Source organism: Bradyrhizobium diazoefficiens USDA 110 (genome assembly GCF_000011365.1).
GTDB classification, from domain to species: domain Bacteria; phylum Pseudomonadota; class Alphaproteobacteria; order Rhizobiales; family Xanthobacteraceae; genus Bradyrhizobium; species Bradyrhizobium diazoefficiens.
In genome coordinates this window covers 7743872-7763898 of the sequence record NC_004463.1, presented here as the reverse complement: position 1 = coordinate 7763898, position 20027 = coordinate 7743872, and the positions used below count along the sequence as shown (strand labels likewise).

Here is a 20027-nt window from a genome sequence, read left to right as displayed (position 1 = left end):
CGCAATTGCGCATCATAGTTCGGTGCTGCGCACCGCCCCGGAATGACATCCTGGATGGATGACTACTGCGCGGCCGCTTCCCGCTTGCGCGATGCCGCGGCGGCGGCGTGCTCGCGGTCCATCACGGCGCGGCAGCCGGGACTGACCTGCGCCTTGTTCCGCACCATGCACGCGGTGATCCGCGGGATGTCGGGAATTTCACTGGAGCACAGCCGCATCGCATCGCCCGAGCACATCTGCTGCGCTTCGGACGAGAAGGCGAAGCCGGGCGATGTCTGGAATGCGACAGCGGTGGTGGCGAGGGCGAAGAGAGTTGCGATGGTCCGGTTGCGTGTCATGCTGAATGTGTCCCCGAGTTCCGTGGGCTTGAGCCGCTTGGTTTTGGGGCGCCTCACGCGGCTTGACCTGCCGCATGTCTCAGCCATCACGCCGGGAACCTCATCCCGCATGTGGTTGCTCGATCTCTCGTGATGTTCGAATCGAAAAGTGCTGCGCCGCCCGAGCCAAGTATGCGCCATTGTCGTATGGCTGCAATGGTCCGCGCGAACGAATTCGCAATTGTTGCGCGCACGTCACGCAGAAAGCGACGCGTTGCGTCAGATGAGGCGATAGGATGGCGTGCTTGTGGCGTCGCTCTCGCCGAGTGCGGCGGCGTGTTCCTCGACGGCGGTGACGCCCTTCGCCGTGAGCTCGAACAGATCGCCGTCCTTCATCACGTAGCCGTCGGCGATCAACTGTCCCATCTTGCCTTGCCGGTCGTCGGCAAAGGCAATGGATTGACTGATGTCCCTGAGGATCGAGAGCTGTTCGTCGCGCAGCATGGCTTCACCTCTCCGTTCGCAGGGACTGTTTCCGATCTTCACATGCCGTGACTGGCGAACACCTTGCTGCACGACTTCGACAGCTTGGCCCGGTTGGCCTGCAGGCAGCTCTGCACCGCGCCGTCATTGCCGAGGTCCTTGCGGCACAGCCGCGAGGCATCGCGCGAGCAGGCGTTCTGCTCCTGCGGTGTGCCCATGTGGCCTTGCGCGAGAGCCGGCGCGCTCGACAGGCCACCGAGGGTTGCAAGCGTGATCGTCGCCAGAAGAAATTTGCGGGACATCGGCGGCTCCGGTCCGAGAGGGGTCATTCAGGTCCTGTCTGAACTCGTCGCCTTGCCACTTGTTCCCCCGGGGGAGGAGTCGGCGCCCGCTATTCAAGGTTCCCGAGGCGCTGCTATAACAGGGCCAAAGTGTGAGGGTCTTTGATGAAACGCTATCTGGTGTTTGCGCTGGTCGGGCCGTTTGTCGGCGGGTTCCTGCTGCTGCTGACGACGACCTACCAGTCCGGTTACTGGACCCAGACCAATCTTGGCGAGGTCGGCAAGCTGTTCGCAGTGTTCTTCAAGACCCTGCAATACAGCTATCTGTTCGGCTTCCTGCCGTCGCTGATGATCGGCGCGGTCGATGACATCCTGCTCCACATCCGCCGGGTCGGCCCGGTGCTGCGGATGCTGCTGGTCGGCCTGTTCGCTTTCGTCCTGGCCTCGCTGACCTACAGCTCGCGCGGGCCGGATTCGGGTGCGGTTCAGTTCATCCTGTACGGCTTGGTCGGCTTCGTGCCGTCGGTGCTTTCCTCCTGGCTCGTGCATAGATATGTCGAGGAGCCGCAAGCGGCGGCGGCGCCGACCTGACCCGCGCGACGTTCGCGCGCGGTGCAGCAACCTCCGCCGCGCTCGCGAGTTTCCCCTGGGCTATGACCATGTCCGACGACGATATTCTTGCTCCGCGCAAATCCCGTTCCGGGAGCCGTTCGCGCGCCACCTTCTCAGGCACGGAACCACGCGGGCCGATCATCGACCAGGACGGCCGCGAGATCCGGCCCGAGACGCTGGAGCGGGGATTTCGCGAGTTTCGTTTTGAGTTCGGTCAGGGCCAACCGCTGGGAGGCAATCCGTTCGGCAACCTGACGCGCGAGCAGCGCATCGCGCGGCTCGAGGCGATCGCCAAGCTGCTCGACGTCGCCTTCATCCTGCCCGGCACCAACATCCGCTACGGCATCGACGGCCTGATCGGACTGATCCCCGTCGTCGGCGACATCATCACCACCGCGATCTCGCTGTGGCTGGTGCGCGAGGCGCGCGCGCTGGGCGCGCCCTGGTACCTCACGGCGCGCATGCTCGGCAATGTCGCGGTCGACGGCGTGGTCGGCATGGTGCCGCTTGCGGGCGACGCCTTCGACGTCATGTTCCGCGCCAACATGCGCAATATGCGCCTGCTCCGCCGCTGGCTCGACAAGCAGCCGCGGATCTGAATCCACGCTCTGCGCTTCCAAAACGCAAAAGCGCGATAGCCTTTCGGCCATCGCGCCTTCTGCGCAGATCGGGCTTGGCGAAAAAACTTACGCCGCGTCGGCGTCGGCCTCGGCAGCCGGTTCGGGCTTGCGGCGACGGGGCAGCGGGAAAGCTTCGCTCTCATAGAGCGAGCGGATGCCATTCTGGTCGAAGCGCGCTTCCTCGACCTGGAGATAGGCGCCGTTCAGCGAATCCGTCGGCAACTGCTCCATCGCGAACTGCACGGCTTCGGCCGCGGTGCCGAACCGGCGATAGGTGAAGCCGGCACGCTTCTTCTTGCGGATCGCGGCGGGGAAGAGCTCGGCGGAAGTGTTGAAGTTGAACGGACGCAGTGGACGCATGGTCAAAGACCTCGTGATCTTCTCTGGGGCTTTAAGCGCGTGGGGTTTGGGAGGGCGGAGGCCAATCGCGTGGGCCCGCCGCACATGTCATTTTCGCCCTCTAATATAGGCCGTTTTGACAAAATTGCGACCCCTGCGATGGGAGATGATGAATCCGCGCATGGCAGCCCCGCAAGGGCTATAAATCAAGTAATTTCAATTAGTTGGATGGTTTATAGTTTGCCAAGAAGCAACAGCACGACCAGCACCACGAGCACGACGCCACCGATCCCCATGCCGGAATGGCCCATGCCGTAGCCGTAACCGCCGACGCGGCCGGACAGGCCGCCGAGCAGGTAGATGATCACCAGGATGATCAGGATGGTCCCGAGCGACATGGCATCCTCCCTGGCGGCCGCCAAATCGCGATGATCGGCCGCACCGCCAGAGAAGAAAAGCACATCGCGCCGCCGGGTTCCATGACGGAACCCAACGGCGCGCAACGTTTATTTCGGCTCGAGCTTCAGCGCCGCCGAGTTGATGCAGTAGCGCAGGCCCGTCGGCCCGGGGCCGTCGGGGAAGACATGGCCGAGATGGCCGCTGCACTTGGCGCAGAGCACTTCGGTGCGGATCATGCCGTGGCTCACGTCCCTTTCCTCGTCGACATGGCTCTCGACGGCGGGCTGGGTGAAGCTCGGCCAGCCGCAGCCGGAATCGAACTTGGCGTCGGACTCGAACAGCACGTTGCCGCAGCCGGCGCAGACATAGGTGCCGGCACGGTGGTCGTGCTCATATTCGCCGGAGAAGGGACGCTCGGTCGCCTTCTCGCGCAGCACCGCGTACTGGATCGGCGACAGTTCGCGCCGCCACTGCTCTTCGCTCTTGATGACTTTGTCGTCCGTGGTCTTCGTCTTGGCGTCGGGCATGGGTCTCCCGTTTCTTGGTGATCTCGCGATCAGTTGGTGGCCTTGCTGGCATTCACCAGCGTCGGCTTCTCAATGTAGTTATCCGCGAACAGCTTTTTCAGGTTCTCGACCTTGGGCAGGTCGTTATAGGCGATGTAGGGCTGGTTCGGATGCAGCGTCAGATAGTCCTGATGATAGGCTTCCGCCGGATAGAACGCCTCCAGCGCGCCGACCTTGGTCACGATCGGCTTGCTGAACACCTTGGCGCCGTTGAGCTGGGCGATATAGGCCTCGGCCACCTTCTTCTGCTCCTCGGAGGTGGTGAAGATCGCCGAGCGATATTGCGTGCCGGTGTCTGGCCCCTGGCGGTTGAGCTGGGTTGGGTCGTGCGCCACCGAGAAGTAGATCTGGAGGATCTTTCCGTAACTGATCTTCTTCGGGTCGTACTTGATCTCGACCGATTCCGCGTGGCCGGTCCGGCCGCTCGAGACAGTCTGGTAGTCGGCGGTCGCCTTGGTGCCGCCGGCATAGCCGGAGACCGCGTTGACGACGCCCGCAGTGTGCTGGAACACGCCCTGCACGCCCCAGAAGCAGCCGCCGGCGATCACGGCGGTCTGGATGCCGCTCGCCGGCGCCGCGTCCATGGTCGGGGCGGGGATCACGACCGCATCCTCGGCGGCCCGGGACGGCACGGCAAAGGCCAGCGTCAGGGCGGTCGTAGCAGCCAGCAGGGACAGGAGGGCGGGACGGCGCATGGCGGATCCTCTTTCCGGAAGGTGGATATTCTAGGTCGGTTGGCGCCGGGCGAACAGCCTGCCCGGCGGCATTTCAGTCACTTGAGATACGGGGACAGGTGCCGATTGTTACGCCGCGGCGGACACGACTCTGTGAGAAAACGCGGCCCGAGGCAGCCCGGCTTGGCGAGGTGAGGAACTCCGCGCTAGATGAACCCGCGCGATCGACGATCGACTTAAAAAAGTGGTGGCTGGAGCTGGCCTGACAACATGCTGCGCGTCGTTTCCCTGACCCTCGTCACCCTGATCTCCGCCGTCGCCGCCGCCGCGGCCGAGCCGCAGGCCGGCGACGATCTCGCCATCTGCCGTGACCGCCAGGCGGAGCTCCAGGCGAGGGCGCAGGCCTGCGACAATCTGCTCAACGCTGACCGCCTCGCCGGCAAGGACAAGGCGATCGCGCTGTCCGTGCGCGGCAACACCCTGATCAACAAGCGCGACTACGCCCGCGCGATCGAGACCCTGTCCATGGCCGTCGATCTCGATCCGGACAACGTCATCGTTCTCAACCTGCGCGGCCTTGCCTATGAACGCTCGGGCAAGGACGACCTCGCGATGGCGGACTACAACCTCGCGCTCCAGAAGCGCCCGACCTACGGCGTCCCCTACAACAACCGCGGCGTCATCCATCTGCGCAGGGGCGCGCTGCAAAGCGCGCTCGACGACTTCAACCTGTCGATCAAGTACACGCCAAAATTCCTGCTCGGCTGGACCAATCGCGCCCGCGTGCGCACGTTGATGAAGGATTTCGACGGCGCGATCGCCGATTTCGCGGAGGCCGAGAAGATCGATCCGGCCGCGCCGCAGATCGCAGGCAACCGCTGCATCACCTGGGGCATGATGGGCAAGTACGACCAGGCCTTTGCCGATTGCAACGGCCTGATCGAGAAGCAGCCGAAGAACGTCTACGCAATCAACAACCGCGCCGATGTCAGCATGATGAAGGGCGACCTCGACGCCGCGCTGAAGGACTACAACTCGGCCATCCAGATCAACCCGAACAATGTCCGGGCACATTCAGGCCGCGGCCAGATCTACGAGCGCAGGAAAGATCTCGCCCAGGCCCGCGCCGACTACCGCGCGGCCGCCTATTCGCTGACGAAATTCGACGAACTCGACGTCGCGCGCGCCCGCGCCGTCGCGCAGGAGCGGCTCGCCGCGCTGACGCCGCAGGCGCCGGCCGGGGCGACCGGGCGCCGCGTCGCGCTGGTGATCGGCAACGGCGCCTACAAGAACGTGCACGCCCTGCCCAACCCGCCGCGCGACTCGAAGTTGATCGCAAACGCGCTGCGCGACGTCGGCTTCCAGACCGTGATATCGGTCAGCGACCTGACCCGCGACAAGTTCTTCGAAGCGCTGCAGACGTTCGCCGCCGAAGCGGAGAAGGCCGATTGGGCGGTGGTCTACTACGCCGGCCACGGATTCGAGATCGGCGGGGTGAACTACCTCGTTCCCGTCGACGCCAAGCTTGCCGCCGACAGGGATGCCGAGGCCCAGGCCGTCGCCCTCGAGCAGGTGATCGCCGCCGTCGGCGCCGCGCGAAAAGTGCGTCTGGTGATGCTGGATGCGTGCCGCGACAATCCGTTCGCGCCGACCATGCAGCGGACGCTGTCGCTCAAGCTGGTCGACAAGGGCTTTTCCAACATCGAGCCCGGCGCGGGCTTCATGGTGGTCTACGCCGCCAAGCACGGTGAGACCGCGATGGACGGCGATGGCGGCACCGACAGCCCGTTCGCCACCGCGCTCGCCCGCGAGATCAAGGAGCCGCGCGTCGAGATCAGAAAGCTGTTCGACATCGTCCGCGACGACGTCTGGTCCGCCACCAGGCACGAGCAGCAGCCGTTCACCTACGGCTCGCCCCCGGGGCGCGAGGATTTCTATTTCGCCGCGGGGAAGTGACGAATTGAGTTGCAGAGCAACTCAATTCGTCATTCCGGAGCGACGCGAAGCATCGAACTATGGTGCGCAATTGCGCACCTGAGAATCTCGAGATTCCGGGTTCGGCTCTTCGAGCCGCCCCGGAATGACGGGGTAGGCAGGTGTCGTAGGGTGGGCAAAGCGAAGCGTGCCCACCATTTTTATTTCGTGTGTGGAGAGACGGTGGGCATGGCGCTTTGCGCCTTTGCCCACCCTACGGCATCGGAGTTTTAAACAACGATGCTCAACCTTTTCGCCGCGCGCGTGATCCCCGTGTACAGCCACCTGGCCCTCGAGTCCTGAAACGCAAAACTCTCGTCGAACAGCACGACGTCGTCCCATTGCGAGCCCTGCGACTTGTGCACGGTCAGCACGTAGCCGTAGTCGAACTCGTCATAGGGCTTGCGCTGTTCCCAGGCGATCTGCTCGACGCCGCCCTCGAAGCAGTCGGCGCGCACCGAGACCTTCGTCACCTTGTGGCCAAGATCCTCGTCCGGCGACAGCCGCATGGACAGGATGCGCGATTTGGAGCGCGAGGTGTTGCGCGACTTCACGCGCCACAGGCCGCCGTTGAACAGGCCCTTCTTGCGGTTGTTGCGCAGGCACACCAGCTTGTCGCCGGCGACCGGAAAGGCGTCCTCGATGTTCTGGCGCTGCCGCACCCGCATGTTGTAGGCGCGGCGGGTGTTGTTGCGGCCGACCAGGACCTGGTCGGCGCCCATGACGCGGTCGGGATCGAGCTCCTTGCGCGACACCACCTCGCTCTCGCCGTAGCGGCCGATGTCGAGCTCGCGGCCCTCGCGGACGTCCATCGACATCCGCACGATCGGATCGTCCTGGGCCTGGCGGTGCACCTCGGTCAGCATCGCGTCGGGCTCGGTGTTGGTGAAGAAGCCGCCGCCCTGGATCGGCGGCAGCTGCGCGGGATCCCCTAGCACCAGCAGCGGACAGTCGAACGACATCAGGTCGCGCCCCAGTTCGGCATCGACCATCGAGCATTCGTCGATCACGATCAGCTTGGCCTTGGACGCGGGCGCGTCGTCCCACAATTCGAAGCTCGGCTGCTCCTCGCCGGATTCGCGGGCGCGGTAGATCAGCGAGTGGATGGTGGAGGCCTCGTCGCAGCCCTTGTTGCGCATCACCAGCGCGGCCTTGCCGGTGAAGGCGGCGAACTTCACCTCGCCGTCGACGCCCTCGGCGATGTGCCGCGCCAGCGTGGTCTTGCCGGTGCCGGCAAAGCCGAACAGGCGGAACACCGGCGGCGTGCCGCCCCGGCCGGGCTTGGCCTTGAGCCAGTCGCCGACGGCCTTGAGAGCGGCATCCTGATGCGGGGTGAAAGTGGCCATGTCTGTCTTGAGGAGGGGCGAGCCGAAGCGATTCGCCATCCCCCAAAACTAACCATTCGGCCCGCCGGTTCAAGCGGCGCAGATCGCCCTATTGCCAGCCGGGAACGCCGCGCATGTCGGGCAGATGGTGGGCGATGCCCTTGTGGCAGTCGATGCAGGTCTTTTCCCCCGTGAACAGGAAGCGCTGGTGCGCCACCGAGGCCCGCGGCGACTGCTTGGTGATATCCATGGAATCGGCGCTGTGGCAGTTGCGGCACTCGAGCGAATCGTTGGCCTTGAAGCGCGCCCATTCATGCGCCGCCAGCTCGAGCCGGTGATCCAGGAATTTCTCGCGGGTGTCGATCGTGCCGAAGAGCTTGCCCCAGACCTCCTTGGAGGCCTGCATCTTGCGCGCGATCTTGTCGGTCCAGTTGTGCGGCACGTGGCAGTCCGGACAGGTCGCGCGCACGCCGGAGCGGTTGCTGAAGTGGATGGTCGACTTCAGCTCGGCGAAGACGTTGTCCTTCATCTCGTGGCAGCCGGTGCAGAACTTCTCGGTGTTGGTCAATTCCAGCGCGGTGTTGAAGCCGCCCCAGAAGATCACGCCGGCCGCAAAGCCCGCCAGCACCAGCACGCCGAGTCCGAACACCGAGCTCGGCCGGATCAGCACCTGCCAGAGCTCGCGCGCGAAATCCCAGCTTCGCGCGACGAAGCCGCGCTTGGCTTTTGCCTCGTCAGCGGTCGTCGTCATCGGCGGCCACCGGGGCTTGCGCGCGACAGCAGCGTGTCGATGTCGGTGAAGTCGTTGCTGACGGGCGGGGTCGCGGTGTTCTGCGGCACGTGGCATTCCGTGCAGAAGAAGCGTCGCGGCGAGATCGAGGCCAGGAACTGGCCGTCGCGGTCCATGAAATGCGTGATCGAGACCATCGGCGCCTGCGATTCCGCGGTGCGCGCCCGCGCGTGGCACGACAGGCATTTGTTGCCGTTGAGGTCGACCTGGTAGCCGTCGATCGTGTGCGGGATCACCGGCGGCTGCTCCGGATAATTGCGCACCTCCCGCTCGGAGGTGTTGCGGTTCGGCAGCATCGGCGGCGCCGGCCCCTCGTCATTGAGCGGGGCCGGGCCGCGCAGGCCCGACGTCACCGTCTGCGCGGTCAGCGAACTCGCGCCCGCGGCGATCGCGACCGCAAGCAATGCGATTCCAAATCGTTTCATCATGACACGTTCACCCGCTCGATGCGCACGGCGCATTTCTTGAAGTCGGTTTGCAGCGAGATCGGATCGGTGGCGTCAAGCGTCACCTTGTTGATCAGCTTGGATTCGTCGAACCACGGCACGAAGACGAGGCCACGCGGCGGCCGGTCGCGGCCGCGCGTCTCGACGCGGACGCGGATGAAGCCGCGGCGGGACACCACCTTCACCTCGTCGCCGCGCCGGATCTTCGCCTCTTGCGCATCGTCCGGATGCATGAAGCACACGGCCTCGGGGAAGGCCTTGTAGAGCTCGGGCACGCGGCGCGTCATGGTGCCGGAATGCCAGTGCTCCAGCACGCGGCCGGTCGAGAGCCAGAACGGATATTCGCCGTCGGGCGATTCCGCCGCCGGCTCGTAAGGCAGCGCGAAGATGCGCGCCTTGCCGTCCGGATAGCCGTAGAACTGCACGTCGGTGCCCTGCTTGACGTAGGGATCGCTGCCCTCGCGGAAACGCCATCTCGTTTCCTGGCCGTTGACGACAGGCCAGCGTAGGCCGCGCTCTTTGTGATAGGCGTCGAACGGCGCGAGGTCATGGCCGTGGCCGCGGCCGAACGAGGCATATTCCTCGAACAGGCCCTTGTGCACGTAGAAGCCGAACGCCTTGGACTCGTCGTTGAGATAGCCCTGCTCGATGTCGGAGACCGGGAACTTGTCGACCTGGCCGTTCTTGTAGAGCACGTCGAACAGCGTCTTGCCGCGCACCTCCGGCTTCTTGGCGATCAACTCCTCGGGCCAGACCTCCTCGATCTTGAAGCGCTTGGAGAATTCCATGAGCTGCCAGAGATCGGACTTCGACTCGCCCGGGGCAGGGACGAGCTGATGCCAGAACTGCGTCCGCCGCTCGGCATTGCCATAGGCGCCTTCCTTCTCGACCCACATCGCGGTGGGCAGGATCAAGTCGGCCGCGAGTGCGGTGACCGACGGATAGGCATCCGAGACCACGATGAAATTGTCGGGATTGCGGAAGCCCGGATAGGTCTCCTCGTTGGCGTTGGGGCCGGCCTGGAGGTTGTTGTTGACCTGCACCCAGTAGGCGTTGATCAGGCCGTCCTTCAGCATCCGGCTTTGCAGCACGGCATGCGCGCCGGGCTTGTCGGGAATGGTGCCTTCGGGCAGCTGCCAGATGTGTTCGGCCTTGGTGCGGTGTTCCTTGTTGGTGACGACCATGTCCGCGGGCAGGCGGTGCGAGAAGGTGCCGACCTCGCGCGCGGTGCCGCAGGCCGAGGGCTGGCCGGTCAGCGAGAACGGGCTGTTGCCGGGCGAGGAGATCTTTCCGGTCAGAAGATGGATGTTGTAGACGAGGTTGTTGCACCAGACGCCGCGGGTGTGCTGGTTGAAGCCCATGGTCCAGAACGAGACCACCTTGGTCTTGGGATCGGCGTAGAGCTCGGCGAGCGCCTCCAGGCGGTTGAGCGGCACGCCGGACATCTCGGCCGCCTTCTCCAGCGTGTACTCCGAGACGAACTTGACGTACTCGTCATAGCTCATGTCCGTGGAGTCGTTGGCCTTCGCCGCGCCCGTCGCCTTCTTCTGCAGCGGATGCTCGGGCCGTAGGCCGTAGCCGATATCGGTCTGGCCGCGCCTGAACACGGTGTGGGCCGCGACGAAGTCCTTGTTGACGCGGCCGGTCTTGATGATGTGGTTGGCGATGGCGTTCAGCAAATAGAGATCGGTCTGCGGCTTGAACACCATGCCGATGTCGGCGAGGTCGAACGAGCGGTGCTCGAAGGTCGAGAGCACGGCGACGCGGACATGCGGCGCGGACAGCCGGCGGTCGGTCAGGCGCGTCCACAGGATGGGGTGCATCTCCGCCATGTTGGAGCCCCACAGCACGAAGGCGTCGGTGGCCTCGATGTCGTCATAGCAGCCGGGCGGCTCGTCGATGCCGAAGGTGCGCATCATGCCGGCGACGGCCGAGGCCATGCAGTGCCGCGCGTTGGGGTCGATGTTGTTGGTGCGGAAGCCGGCCTTGAACAACTTCGAGGCGGCATAGCCTTCCCAGATCGTCCACTGGCCGGAGCCGAACATGGCGACGCCGTTGGGGCCGCGCTTCTTCATCGCCTCCTTCCACTTCACCTCCATGATGTCGAAGGCTTCGGTCCAGGACACGGGCGTGAAGTCGCCGTTCTTGTCGTATTTGCCGTTCGCCTTGCGCAACATCGGCTGCGTCAGGCGGTCGTGGCCGTACATGATCTTGGAGAGGAAGTAGCCCTTGACGCAGTTGAGGCCGCGATTGACCTCGGCCTTGATGTCGCCGTGCGTCGCGACGACGCGGTTCTCCTTGGTCGCGACCATCACGGAGCAGCCGGTGCCGCAGAAGCGGCAGGCGGCCTTGTCCCATTTCAGTTCGCTCACCTCGCGCTCGGTGGCGAGGTTGGCGGCGAGCGCCGGCACCGGGAGGCCAGCGGCAGCGGCCGCGATCGCGGCGGCCTCGAGCTTCAGCATCTGGCGGCGGTCGAGCTTCGGCGATGTCATGATGGCTCTTCCTGACTCAGGCGGTTTCGATGGCGTGGAAGACCAGCGCCGCGGAATAGACGTGTTGCAGCGACTGGATGGTGTTGAGCATGGTGCCGAGGCTGCCGGCATCCGGCGCTTCGGTCACGACGACGAGCTTGCCGCGCGGGTCGCGGCCGTGGATCTCGCAGCCGGCAAGCGCAATGATCTCGGCTTCGACCTCGGCGAGGCGCTCGGGGCGCGCCTGCACGATGATGCTGGCGATTTCGTAGCCCGGCGGCGGCACGATACGGTCGGCGCTGAGCACCCGGCCGGTGATCAAGGCGCGGCGGTTGAGCGTGACTTTATGATTGAGTGAGGGTTGGGCCATGATGCCTGTCTTTCGCTCTTGGGGATCCTTGGGGATCAATGCGGGGAGGCTGGTGGGCCGGGAGGACCGGCAAACATCTGGTAGATCCAGACGCCAAGCCCGTAGGAGCCGACCGTTCCGACGGCGAGGACGGGCATCACGACCGCGGTCAGGAACAGGAAGGCGAAAATCTCCATGCGCCTACGGCGCACGCGCGAGGTCGTGTCGTCAGGGGCCGACATATTCGGTCTCTCTGAAATTTTGGGAATTGGGACGGCATCCGGGCCGTTACCTTGCCTTGCTTGTGCTGCAACCGCGGCGTCAACGCGTTGATCTGGATCAATCCGTCGATTTGCGAGGATGGTTGGGCCGTGACCACAACCGCAAGTTTGGGTTGTGCCCGGGCCGGCGCGATGCGAAACTTAGCTCTCGAACGGGGCAATGCGAATTGTGAACCAGATGGGGCTCACGGCCATCGATCTCGGGTTTCGCGGCGCGGCGAGCGGCGTGTTCCTGTTGATCGTCCTCGTGGCGCTCCAGCGCCGCATTCCAAATCAGAACGCTTTGCTGGGCATGGCCATGTCCGCCGGGGGCGTGTTCTATGCGATCGTCACCGCGCCGTTCTTTCCCAAGGCGTCATGGTGGTGGACGTTGCCGATCCTGTCCGCGATGCCTGCCGTGTTCTGGTTGTGGGCCCGCGCGGCGTTTGACGACGATTTCGTGCTCAGGCGGTGGCATGGCGCCTTGTGGCTGGCCATCGTCGCCTTTGGATTTGCGCTGTCGCTCGGTTGGCCGCGATGGCCGACTCTGGCCAAGGGCGGCGGCAAGGTCCTTGCGATCGTGGCCCTGGTGCTGGCGCTCGCGGCCGCGGTCCAGACGGTCAAGACCTGGCGCGTGGATCTGGTGATGCGGCGGCGCCGGCTGCGGCTGGCGATGCTCGCCATCAATGTCGCGATGATCGGGCTCGTCGCCGTCGCGGGCTTCGCCGATATTCCGGTTGCCGCGCCCGGCGCGTCCGGCAGTCTTCCGACCGCGCTCAGCCTGTTCGTGGTGGCCATGCTTGCCGGCCTGGGCCTGTTCAGCGCACCGGCGGCGGTGGCCGTCGACGACGCCACGGCTGCGATCGCATCCGGCGAGGCGGGGAGACAGGCCCGGGTCGCCGATCGCGCCGCCGCGGGGCGGGTCATCGTCGACCCCCGGGTCGCCGTCGATCCCATCCTGCTCCGGCGCCTCGACCATCTGATGACCGTGGAACGAACCTACCGGCAGGAAGGTCTTGCGATCGGGACGCTCGCGGCGCGGCTCGACGTTCCCGAGCATCGGCTGCGCCAGGCGATCAACGAAGGGCTGGGCTATCGCAACTTCAATGCATTCCTGAATCGCTATCGGATCGAGGATGCCAAGCTGGCGCTGTCCGACGTGACGCAGCGGGAAGTCCCGGTGCTGACCATCGCCATGGACGCGGGCTTCCAGTCGATCGGACCTTTCAATCGCGCTTTCAAGGCCGAAACCGGCGTGACCCCGACCGAATTCCGGCGCGAGGCGCTGAGCCGGCCGGGTAGGGCCGACATCAGCGAACTGCGTCGAGAAATCGGCTAGCCGATTTTTGGATTGGGCAAGAGGGCCGCGCCCCGATTGGGCAGACTGTCCGGCAGAAGCTTCTCGCCAGCCGGAATGAGCCCACCCATGTCTCCTTCGACCGCCGCCACCCCCACATCGGAACGGCTCCACGCTCTCGATGCGCTCAGGGGCGGCGCCTTGCTGCTCGGCATCGTCCTGCACGCGGCAATGTCATTCGTGCCCGCCACACCCCGGTTCTGGTTCATCCAGGACACCCATCCAAGCCTCCTCCTGGGCCTGCTGACCTTCACCATCCACGTCTTCCGGATGACGGCCTTCTTCCCGATGGCCGGTTTCTTTGCCCGCATGAGTTTCCATCGCCGGGGGAGTTGGGGCTTTGTCAGGGACAGGTTGCAGCGGATCGGGCTGCCGCTCGTGATCGGCTGGCCGATCGTGTTTACGCCGATGGCTCTGGTGGTCATCTGGGCCTCCGGCTTTCCCAATGGCGGTCCGACTCCCGGCGCGCGTGGCTGGCCGCCGGTGCTGCCGAATTTCCCCCTGGCCCATCTCTGGTTTCTCTACGTGCTGCTGGAGCTGTATGTCGCCATGCTGCTGCTGCGTGGCGCAATTGTCCGGCTTGATGCCTCCGGCACGCTGCGAAGGGTCATCGGCCGCCTCTTCACAGGGATCATGCGAAATCCACTGGCTCCGCTGGTTCTGGCGATCCCGATCGGCATCGCGTTCTGCCTCGACCAACGATGGATCAATGTGATGGGGGTGAGGACGCCGGATCAATCACTCATCACCAACGCGCAGGCCTGGATCGGCTTCGGCACCGCATTCGGCGTCGGCTGGCTGCTGCATCGGCAGGTCGATCTGCTGCGGCTTCTCGAGCGGCGCTGGCTCCCGCAACTCCTGCTCGCGGTCGGCCTGATCCTGATCAGCTTCGTGCTCTCAGGTGTGATGCTGTCCGCGCCGGGTGCGCCGAAACTGCCGGTCAGCTTCGCCACGCTCAGGCTTGTCTCCGCCACCCTGTATGCCCCGGCGATATGGATCTCGACCTTCGCGGTCCTCGGTCTCGCGCTCCGCTTCATGTCCGGCTTCAGCCCGACCTGGCGTTACCTCGCCGATGCGTCCTACTGGCTCTATCTGATCCACATGCCGATCGTGATGGCGCTACAAGTTGCGGTGTCGCAGCTCGACTGGTCCGCGCCGATCAAGTTCGCCATCATTCTCGCCGTCGCGCTTCCTCCGATGCTGGCGAGCTATCATCTGCTGGTGCGCTTCACCTTCATCGGTGTGGTCCTGAACGGCCGCCGCGCACCACGCGAAGCGGCGCATGTCGTTGCGGTGGAAGGCTCCGCCGCGCAATAACGCCGGATGCGTTGAGGGGACCGTTCTCCCGCACGGCGGAATTGCTGCTCCGTAGACAGCGCCGCCCCGCTCACTAAGATGAGCGCAACAAAGAATAATGCGGGAGAGGGGCGCCATGAAGTTCGGCATCTTCTACGAGCTGCAACTGCCGCGGCCATGGGTCGCCGGGGACGAGCTCAAGCTCTACCAGAACGCGCTCTCGCAGATGGAACTCGCCGACAAGCTCGGCTACGACCATGCCTGGGTCGTCGAGCATCACTTCCTCGAGGAATATTCGCACTCGCCGTCACCGGAATCGTTCCTGGCGGCGGCGAGCCAGCGCACGCAAAAGATCCGGCTCGGCCACGGCATCCTCCAGCTCACCACCAATCACCCGGCGCGCGTCGCCGAGCGTGTCGCGGTGCTCGACCTGCTCTCCAACGGCCGCTGCGAATTCGGCATGGGCGAGAGCGCCTCGATCACCGAGCTGGAGCCATTCGGCCGCGACATGGAGACCAAGAAGGAGGTGTTCGAGGAGGCCGTAGCCGCGATCTTCCCGATGTTCAGGGACGCGGGCAGCGAGCATCACGGCAAGTATTTCGACATCCCCTTGCGCAACGTGGTGCCGAAGCCGGTGCAGAAGCCGCATCCGCCGCTGTGGATGGCCTGCTCGCAGCTTCCGACCATCGAGCGCGCCGGCCGTCATGGTTTTGGCGCGCTCGGCTTCCAGTTCGTCAGCGCCGACGCCGCCCATGCCTGGGTGCACGCCTATTACAACGCCATGACCAAGCGGCTGCACAAGCTTGCGGACTACGAGATCAACCCGAACATGGCGCTGGTGTCGTTCTTCATGTGCGCGAAGACCGACGAGGAGGCGCGCGCCCGCGCCGACGGCGCCACCTTCTTCCAGTTCGCGCTGCGCTTCTATGGCGCCGCGCAGAACCGCCAGCGGCCCGCGCCCTACACCGTCAATATGTGGGACGAGTACAACAAGTGGAAGCGCGACAATCCAGAGGCCCAGGAGGCGGCGCTGCGCGGCGGCCTGATCGGCTCGCCGGAGACGATCCGCAAGAAGCTCAGGCGCTTCCAGAGCTCGCATATCGACCAGGTCATCCTGCTCAACCAGGCCGGCAAGAACAGCCACGAGCACATCTGCGAATCGCTCGAATTGTTCGGCCGGGAGGTGATGCCGGAGTTCCAGAACGATCCCGCCCAGGCCGCCTGGAAGAGGAGCGTCATGAGCGGCGAAATCAAGCTGGAAGAGATCGACACCCAGGCCTTCACCGACCGTTACGGCAAGCTCGCCGTGAACGTCGCCCCGGCGAGAGCGGCGGCCGCCGGATAGGGGGGCACGTTTGACGTCGGCCATGCCCTTATTGGCGGGGCGGGGCCTCCGCATGGGGCCAATCGCCCACTCCTGCGCTGTCGCAACCTTTGCTGGTCGATCATCTCATCGAAACCCTTAGGATGCAGACGATCGTTAACCGTATGATGGGTTCAAGATCCTGTTTGCGCGGGAGGATCTGCCGGTTGGGACCGCAATAGTCCGTGCTTGATCTCCCTCAAGGGCTCTGTTTGGATATTTTCGTTGGCCAATTCGAATTTCGGGTCATCGTAGTGAAGCTGAGAAATGGATACCGTTGCTCATGACGGCTCGTTCACCGGAAAGCATCGCGACCGTCCACCGCGCTGGCGTCGGCAATCGGTTGCTGGCGGCGTTGCCGCCGGCGGATCTCGGCTTGCTCACGCCTCACTTCCAGAAGGTCTCGTTCGAACCCGATACCGTCCTGGTGCGGTCGGGCGATGAGCTCGACCCGGTTTTCTTTCCCCATAGCGGTGCAATCGCCTTCATGCTCGACATGCCGGACGGGCAAACGGTTGCAACCACGTTGATCGGACGGGAAGGCGCCTTGGCCTCGTTCTCTGCGCTCGGCCCGTCGCTGTCATCGGTGACCGCGGTTGCTCGTGTGGCCGGCACGGCATCGCAGATCTCCGCCGCCAGGTTTCGGGCTGCCTATGCGCGAAGCGAGGCCATCAGGAATGTCGTGCAGGTCCACGTCCGCGCGTTGCTGTTGCAGCTCCAGCACGTCGCGGCCTGCAATGCGCTGCACCTGGTGGATGGCCGCATGGCGCGGTGGCTCCTGCAGCTCCACGATCGCGTTCCCAGTGACCTCCTCCCGGTGACGCAGGAGGCGCTCGCGCAGTTGCTCGGGGTGCGGCGGACGACGGCGACGCTGACGATGAGCAAGCTGCGCGCGGCCGGCGCCGTCCCGTCCGACCGGCGCGGGTTTGTAGAGATCGACCGGGCGCGGCTCGAGCGCGTTGCATGCGATTGTTATGCGCTGATGCAGGACAAGATCGATCGGATGTATTGCCAGGAATTGGCGGCGCCGCAGCCTGCCCTTGCGCCATTCCCGGAAACAACCGCGGCAGTCAAGGCGCATATGAGGTCCGCTGCGCCCCGTCAATGAGGACACGCTCTGGATGGTTCGGCGTCTACCGCGCCGGAGCGAGCTTGCGCCGTCGCGCCGCGATCTCCTGCGGGCTCCCCGCCCTGCTCGATCATGAACGGCGGGCTGCAACTGGGCCAGACCCCGTGCCGATTTACACGCAATCTACGCCTTTCTGCGGTTCCTTGTGACCGGATGGAATCAGCCCTTCGCGCCAGAGCCCCTCAGGGCGTCCCACGCGGCCCGACTTGCTTGATCGAACGACTTGCGGGACTCTGCCAACGCCGCGCTTAGCACGGACCAGGACTCGCTGCCCGCCTGCTTCAGCTTCTGGAGACGTGCTTCCGCTTGGGACGCGTCAGACTTCAGCTGCTTGAGCGCGGCATCGAGATCGGTGATCCGCGCTCCGGCCACTTTGCCGGCCGCCTCACGGAATCGATTCGCGGCCTCGTGCCACGCCTTGCCCTGCGCCGCTGCGATGTCTTTGAACGTGGCCTGCTGCTGCTCGATCTGCTTGCCGGCGCTCTCAAAATAGGTCTTCATCTGCGCTTCGAAGCCGATCCAGTGCTTTTCGAGATCGGGTTTGGTGCGCGCCCAGGCTGCTTCGCCGGCTTCCGCTTGCGTCTTGAGGTGCGCCTGAAATTCATCCCGCCTCTTTTTAAGATCGGCGATGAGCTGCTCTGCCTTCACCTTGGACTCCGCCTTGGCCTCCGTCGCCTTCACCTCAAACGAAGCCAATGCGGCATCCATCTCGTCGATTCGCTCCTTGGCCGATTGAGGTAAAAATGCATGCTGCTGTGCTCTGACATGACCTATCTCCATTCATTAGCCGATGCGCTGACGATCATCACATGGCTTCATCGTTCTCGACTTTGAACCTGCGTCAAGCTACTCGTTGCGTCTGCGTCCGAAGCGACGTCATCTCAAGCAGCGACATAGCGACATGAGGAAGGAGCATTGACGTTCCAGATGAAGCTGATTTCTTGCCTATCGCGTCCCTGAGACTACGGGACGGGTTATCCAACTTGGACGCAGCATAGAACTCGAGTGGCTCTGCCACCTTGGTATGAGGCGGCAATACGTCCTCGCTGAACGCGTGCTCGCACTTGCGCAGAGCGACTGACATTTTCCGGTCTCCGCCAAGATCAAGCGGCCTGCCATTTCTCATACCATGCTGCAGAGTGCGTCCGCGCACGCCGATATGCTGGACGGCCAGGCCGCTGGATTCGTCGATGTCATCGTCGATTGCGTCTGATGCCATGTCGTGCACTTTCCGTGTTGCGCGCGCGGATCGCCTCACTGCGCGGACAGCCATGAGTCGACCGCCGCAGGCCTACGCCGCCGTCCAGCCGCCATCGATCGCGAGATTGGCGCCGGTGATCTGCGCGGCCTCGTTACTGCACAGAAAAAGTGCGAGCGAAGCCACCTGTTCGACAGTGACAAATTCCTTGGTGGGTTGGGCCGCGAGCAGCACGTCGCTGATGACCTCATCTCTTCTCATCTTGCGTGCATTCATCGTGTTCGGGATCTGCTTTTCCACCAGCGGGGTCCAAACATACCCGGGGCTGATGCAGTTGCAGGTGATCTTCGAACGCGCAAGCTCCAGCGCGACGGTCTTGGTCAGGCCGGCGATCCCGTGCTTGGCTGCGACGTAGGCTGACTTGAACGGCGAAGCTACACGCGAATGCGCCGAAGCCGTCGTGATGATCCGGCCCCAGCCACGCTTCTTCATGCCCGGCACAGCCGCACGGATTGCATGGAATGCGGCGGATAGATTGATGGCGATGACCGCATCCCATTTCTCGAGCGGAAACTCTTCGATTGGAGAGACGTGCTGGACGCCGGCATTGTTGACGAGGATATCCACGGCCCCGAACGTCGCTTCACCCAGCGCGATCAGCCCGGCGATTTCGCTTGGCTTCGCCATGTCCGCGGGCGAATAGATCGCCTTGACGGCGAACTCGCTTTCGATTGCCAAGCGCTCCTTCTCGACATCGGCCGCCTCGCCCATTTCGTTTAGCACGATGTTTGCGCCGGCACCTGCGAAGGCACGCGCACATGCGAGGCCGATGCCGCTCGTCGAGCCGGTCACGATCGCAGTTTTGCCCTTAATAACCATCTCAGTCACTTTGCTCCGTGTGTTGCGCCAGCTGGCGAAGCCTCGCGGTTCAGGCGCGAGTTGGTTTTGTGGATTTCCGATCAGGTGACCAGACTTCGTTCTGAAGCCCGGAACGGACGCCGCGCTGGCTCTTGCAGATAGTCATGGGCCACTCTGCCCAGTCCCAGCGTGAGGTCTGCACGGATGTGAAGCGCCGAGACGATCTCCAGAACGGGCAGATCAGCGACCGGCGCCAAGGCGTGCGGTGTCAGGGAGAGAGCCGCGGGTCCGGTCCAGGCGCCCTTCAACGCGATCTGCTCGAGGCGATATTCAACGAGCTCGCAGATGCGCGGGCTGCCATCGACATGCGGGATGATCTTGAGCAGAAAATTCGGCTCCTCGAGCGCGGCCTTGACCTGGCCAAGATCGGCTTCGCGGTGCTTGTAGCCCATCGTGCCCGTCGCCACCCGCAAGGGCCCGTAGTCGAGCGTACCGATCAGCGTGTCGATCTCGGTCCGCAATGTCGGCTGGCCGAGCTTTTTCGGAAAGCCCCAGAGCTCGCGTCCCCCGGCAATCGGTCCTTCGTCGTTGAGGAACATGCAGTGGTTGTAGCCGCCCGTGTGGCCACGGAACGAGACCGGAATGACCTGGCCGCTTTCCGTGTAGTCGCCGAAGCCATTCGAATCTGGCATGCGGATGAATTCATACTTGACGAGCGGGTTGCGGTCATCGAGTTCCAGCGGTTCGGGCACCACAGCGCGCAACCTTGCCGGGTCGGTGCGATAGGTGATGATCAGGTACTCGCGATCCACAAACCGGTAAGGGCCCGGCGGATAGGCCGGGCTGGTGAGCGGCATCGCAAAGGCGCGCTTGCGCACATCGTTCTCACGCATGGGGTTCTCCGTGCATCAAATCAGCGC

Annotated in this window: 23 protein-coding genes; 7 read left to right on the top strand and 16 right to left on the bottom strand. The window is 64.3% G+C overall.

Translation table 11 applies throughout. The features are described from left to right. Nucleotides 1-62: 62 nt before the first annotated feature. From BJA_RS35745 to BJA_RS35735, 3 genes are all read right to left on the bottom strand, one after another. The gene (locus BJA_RS35745; protein ID WP_370139528.1) at nt 63-338 is read right to left on the bottom strand and encodes a hypothetical protein; all 276 of its coding nucleotides are present in this window, start codon (nt 336-338) and stop codon (nt 63-65) included. 258 nt (nt 339-596) lie between these two features. Further along, complete coding sequence (locus BJA_RS35740) at nt 597-821, bottom strand: hypothetical protein (RefSeq protein ID WP_028173074.1); 225 nt, start codon at nt 819-821, stop codon at nt 597-599. 38 nt (nt 822-859) lie between these two features. Continuing rightward, nucleotides 860-1102: a hypothetical protein gene (locus tag BJA_RS35735; RefSeq protein ID WP_028173075.1), complete on the bottom strand. Its 243-nt coding sequence runs from the start codon at nt 1100-1102 to the stop codon at nt 860-862. 144 nt (nt 1103-1246) lie between these two features. Between BJA_RS35735 and BJA_RS35730 the strand changes: the two genes are divergently transcribed. After that, nucleotides 1247-1672: a DUF5413 family protein gene (locus tag BJA_RS35730; RefSeq protein WP_011089784.1), complete on the top strand. Its 426-nt coding sequence runs from the start codon at nt 1247-1249 to the stop codon at nt 1670-1672. A gap of 62 nt (nt 1673-1734) precedes the next feature. Further along, nucleotides 1735-2292 (top strand): DUF4112 domain-containing protein, encoded by a 558-nt coding sequence (locus BJA_RS35725; RefSeq protein WP_011089783.1) that lies wholly within the window; start codon nt 1735-1737, stop codon nt 2290-2292. A gap of 87 nt (nt 2293-2379) precedes the next feature. Here BJA_RS35725 and BJA_RS35720 read toward each other — a convergent pair whose 3' ends face one another. From BJA_RS35720 to msrA, 4 genes are all read right to left on the bottom strand, one after another. After that, complete coding sequence (locus tag BJA_RS35720) at nt 2380-2673, bottom strand: hypothetical protein (protein ID WP_028173077.1); 294 nt, start codon at nt 2671-2673, stop codon at nt 2380-2382. A gap of 212 nt (nt 2674-2885) precedes the next feature. Next, entirely contained in the window at nt 2886-3050 is a 165-nt protein-coding gene (locus BJA_RS35715) for a DUF3309 family protein (protein ID WP_053815155.1), read from the bottom strand. A 108-nt stretch (nt 3051-3158) separates the two neighbouring features. Next, entirely contained in the window at nt 3159-3578 is a 420-nt protein-coding gene (gene msrB, locus BJA_RS35710) for a peptide-methionine (R)-S-oxide reductase MsrB (RefSeq protein WP_011089781.1), read from the bottom strand. A gap of 29 nt (nt 3579-3607) precedes the next feature. Then, the gene (gene msrA, locus BJA_RS35705) at nt 3608-4312 is read right to left on the bottom strand and encodes a peptide-methionine (S)-S-oxide reductase MsrA (protein ID WP_011089780.1); all 705 of its coding nucleotides are present in this window, start codon (nt 4310-4312) and stop codon (nt 3608-3610) included. Nucleotides 4313-4561: 249 nt separating this feature from the next. Between msrA and BJA_RS35700 the strand changes: the two genes are divergently transcribed. After that, nucleotides 4562-6247, top strand: a complete 1686-nt coding sequence (locus BJA_RS35700) for a tetratricopeptide repeat protein (protein ID WP_011089779.1) — start codon at nt 4562-4564, stop codon at nt 6245-6247. Between the two features lie 248 nt (nt 6248-6495). Here the strand turns inward: BJA_RS35700 and BJA_RS35695 are convergent, their stop codons facing one another. The 6 genes from BJA_RS35695 to napE form a co-directional block, all read right to left on the bottom strand. Beyond that, the gene (locus BJA_RS35695; RefSeq protein WP_028173081.1) at nt 6496-7611 is read right to left on the bottom strand and encodes an ATP-dependent DNA helicase; all 1116 of its coding nucleotides are present in this window, start codon (nt 7609-7611) and stop codon (nt 6496-6498) included. A gap of 88 nt (nt 7612-7699) precedes the next feature. Next, a complete protein-coding gene (locus BJA_RS35690; protein WP_011089777.1) occupies nt 7700-8341 on the bottom strand; it encodes a NapC/NirT family cytochrome c in 642 nt (213 codons plus the stop codon). Then, nucleotides 8338-8808, bottom strand: coding sequence for a nitrate reductase cytochrome c-type subunit (locus tag BJA_RS35685; RefSeq protein WP_028173083.1), 471 nt, complete (start codon nt 8806-8808; stop codon nt 8338-8340). Before BJA_RS35685 ends, BJA_RS35690 begins: the two co-directional genes overlap by 4 nt. Then, nucleotides 8805-11318, bottom strand: a complete 2514-nt coding sequence (napA, locus tag BJA_RS35680; RefSeq protein WP_011089775.1) for a nitrate reductase catalytic subunit NapA — start codon at nt 11316-11318, stop codon at nt 8805-8807. The genes BJA_RS35685 and napA overlap by 4 nt, the downstream gene beginning before the upstream one ends. Before the next feature lie 16 nt (nt 11319-11334). Continuing rightward, on the bottom strand, nt 11335-11667 hold the full coding sequence (locus BJA_RS35675) for a chaperone NapD (RefSeq protein WP_011089774.1): 333 nt from the start codon (nt 11665-11667) through the stop codon (nt 11335-11337). Between the two features lie 35 nt (nt 11668-11702). After that, nucleotides 11703-11888, bottom strand: coding sequence for a periplasmic nitrate reductase, NapE protein (gene napE / locus BJA_RS35670; RefSeq protein WP_011089773.1), 186 nt, complete (start codon nt 11886-11888; stop codon nt 11703-11705). Between the two features lie 217 nt (nt 11889-12105). On the opposite strand from napE, the gene BJA_RS35665 reads away from it, so the two are divergent. The 4 genes from BJA_RS35665 to BJA_RS35650 all read left to right on the top strand — a co-directional run bounded on the left by BJA_RS35665 (nt 12106) and on the right by BJA_RS35650 (nt 17030). Beyond that, a complete protein-coding gene (locus tag BJA_RS35665; protein ID WP_038965528.1) occupies nt 12106-13245 on the top strand; it encodes an AraC family transcriptional regulator in 1140 nt (379 codons plus the stop codon). Nucleotides 13246-13332: 87 nt separating this feature from the next. Further along, nucleotides 13333-14580 carry an acyltransferase family protein gene (locus tag BJA_RS35660; protein ID WP_063921540.1) on the top strand — a complete coding sequence of 416 codons (1248 nt, stop codon included), beginning with the start codon at nt 13333-13335 and terminating at the stop codon, nt 14578-14580. Between the two features lie 115 nt (nt 14581-14695). Then, a complete protein-coding gene (locus tag BJA_RS35655) occupies nt 14696-15904 on the top strand; it encodes an LLM class flavin-dependent oxidoreductase (protein WP_028173087.1) in 1209 nt (402 codons plus the stop codon). 301 nt (nt 15905-16205) lie between these two features. Beyond that, nucleotides 16206-17030 (top strand): Crp/Fnr family transcriptional regulator, encoded by an 825-nt coding sequence (locus tag BJA_RS35650; protein WP_011089769.1) that lies wholly within the window; start codon nt 16206-16208, stop codon nt 17028-17030. A gap of 180 nt (nt 17031-17210) precedes the next feature. Here the strand turns inward: BJA_RS35650 and BJA_RS35645 are convergent, their stop codons facing one another. From BJA_RS35645 to BJA_RS35630, 3 genes are all read right to left on the bottom strand, one after another. Beyond that, a complete protein-coding gene (locus BJA_RS35645) occupies nt 17211-17831 on the bottom strand; it encodes a hypothetical protein (protein ID WP_011089768.1) in 621 nt (206 codons plus the stop codon). Between the two features lie 511 nt (nt 17832-18342). Then, nucleotides 18343-19128, bottom strand: coding sequence for a 3-hydroxybutyrate dehydrogenase (locus BJA_RS35635; RefSeq protein ID WP_038965533.1), 786 nt, complete (start codon nt 19126-19128; stop codon nt 18343-18345). An 80-nt stretch (nt 19129-19208) separates the two neighbouring features. Beyond that, nucleotides 19209-20000 carry an acetoacetate decarboxylase gene (locus BJA_RS35630; protein WP_011089765.1) on the bottom strand — a complete coding sequence of 264 codons (792 nt, stop codon included), beginning with the start codon at nt 19998-20000 and terminating at the stop codon, nt 19209-19211. Nucleotides 20001-20027 lie beyond the last annotated feature (27 nt).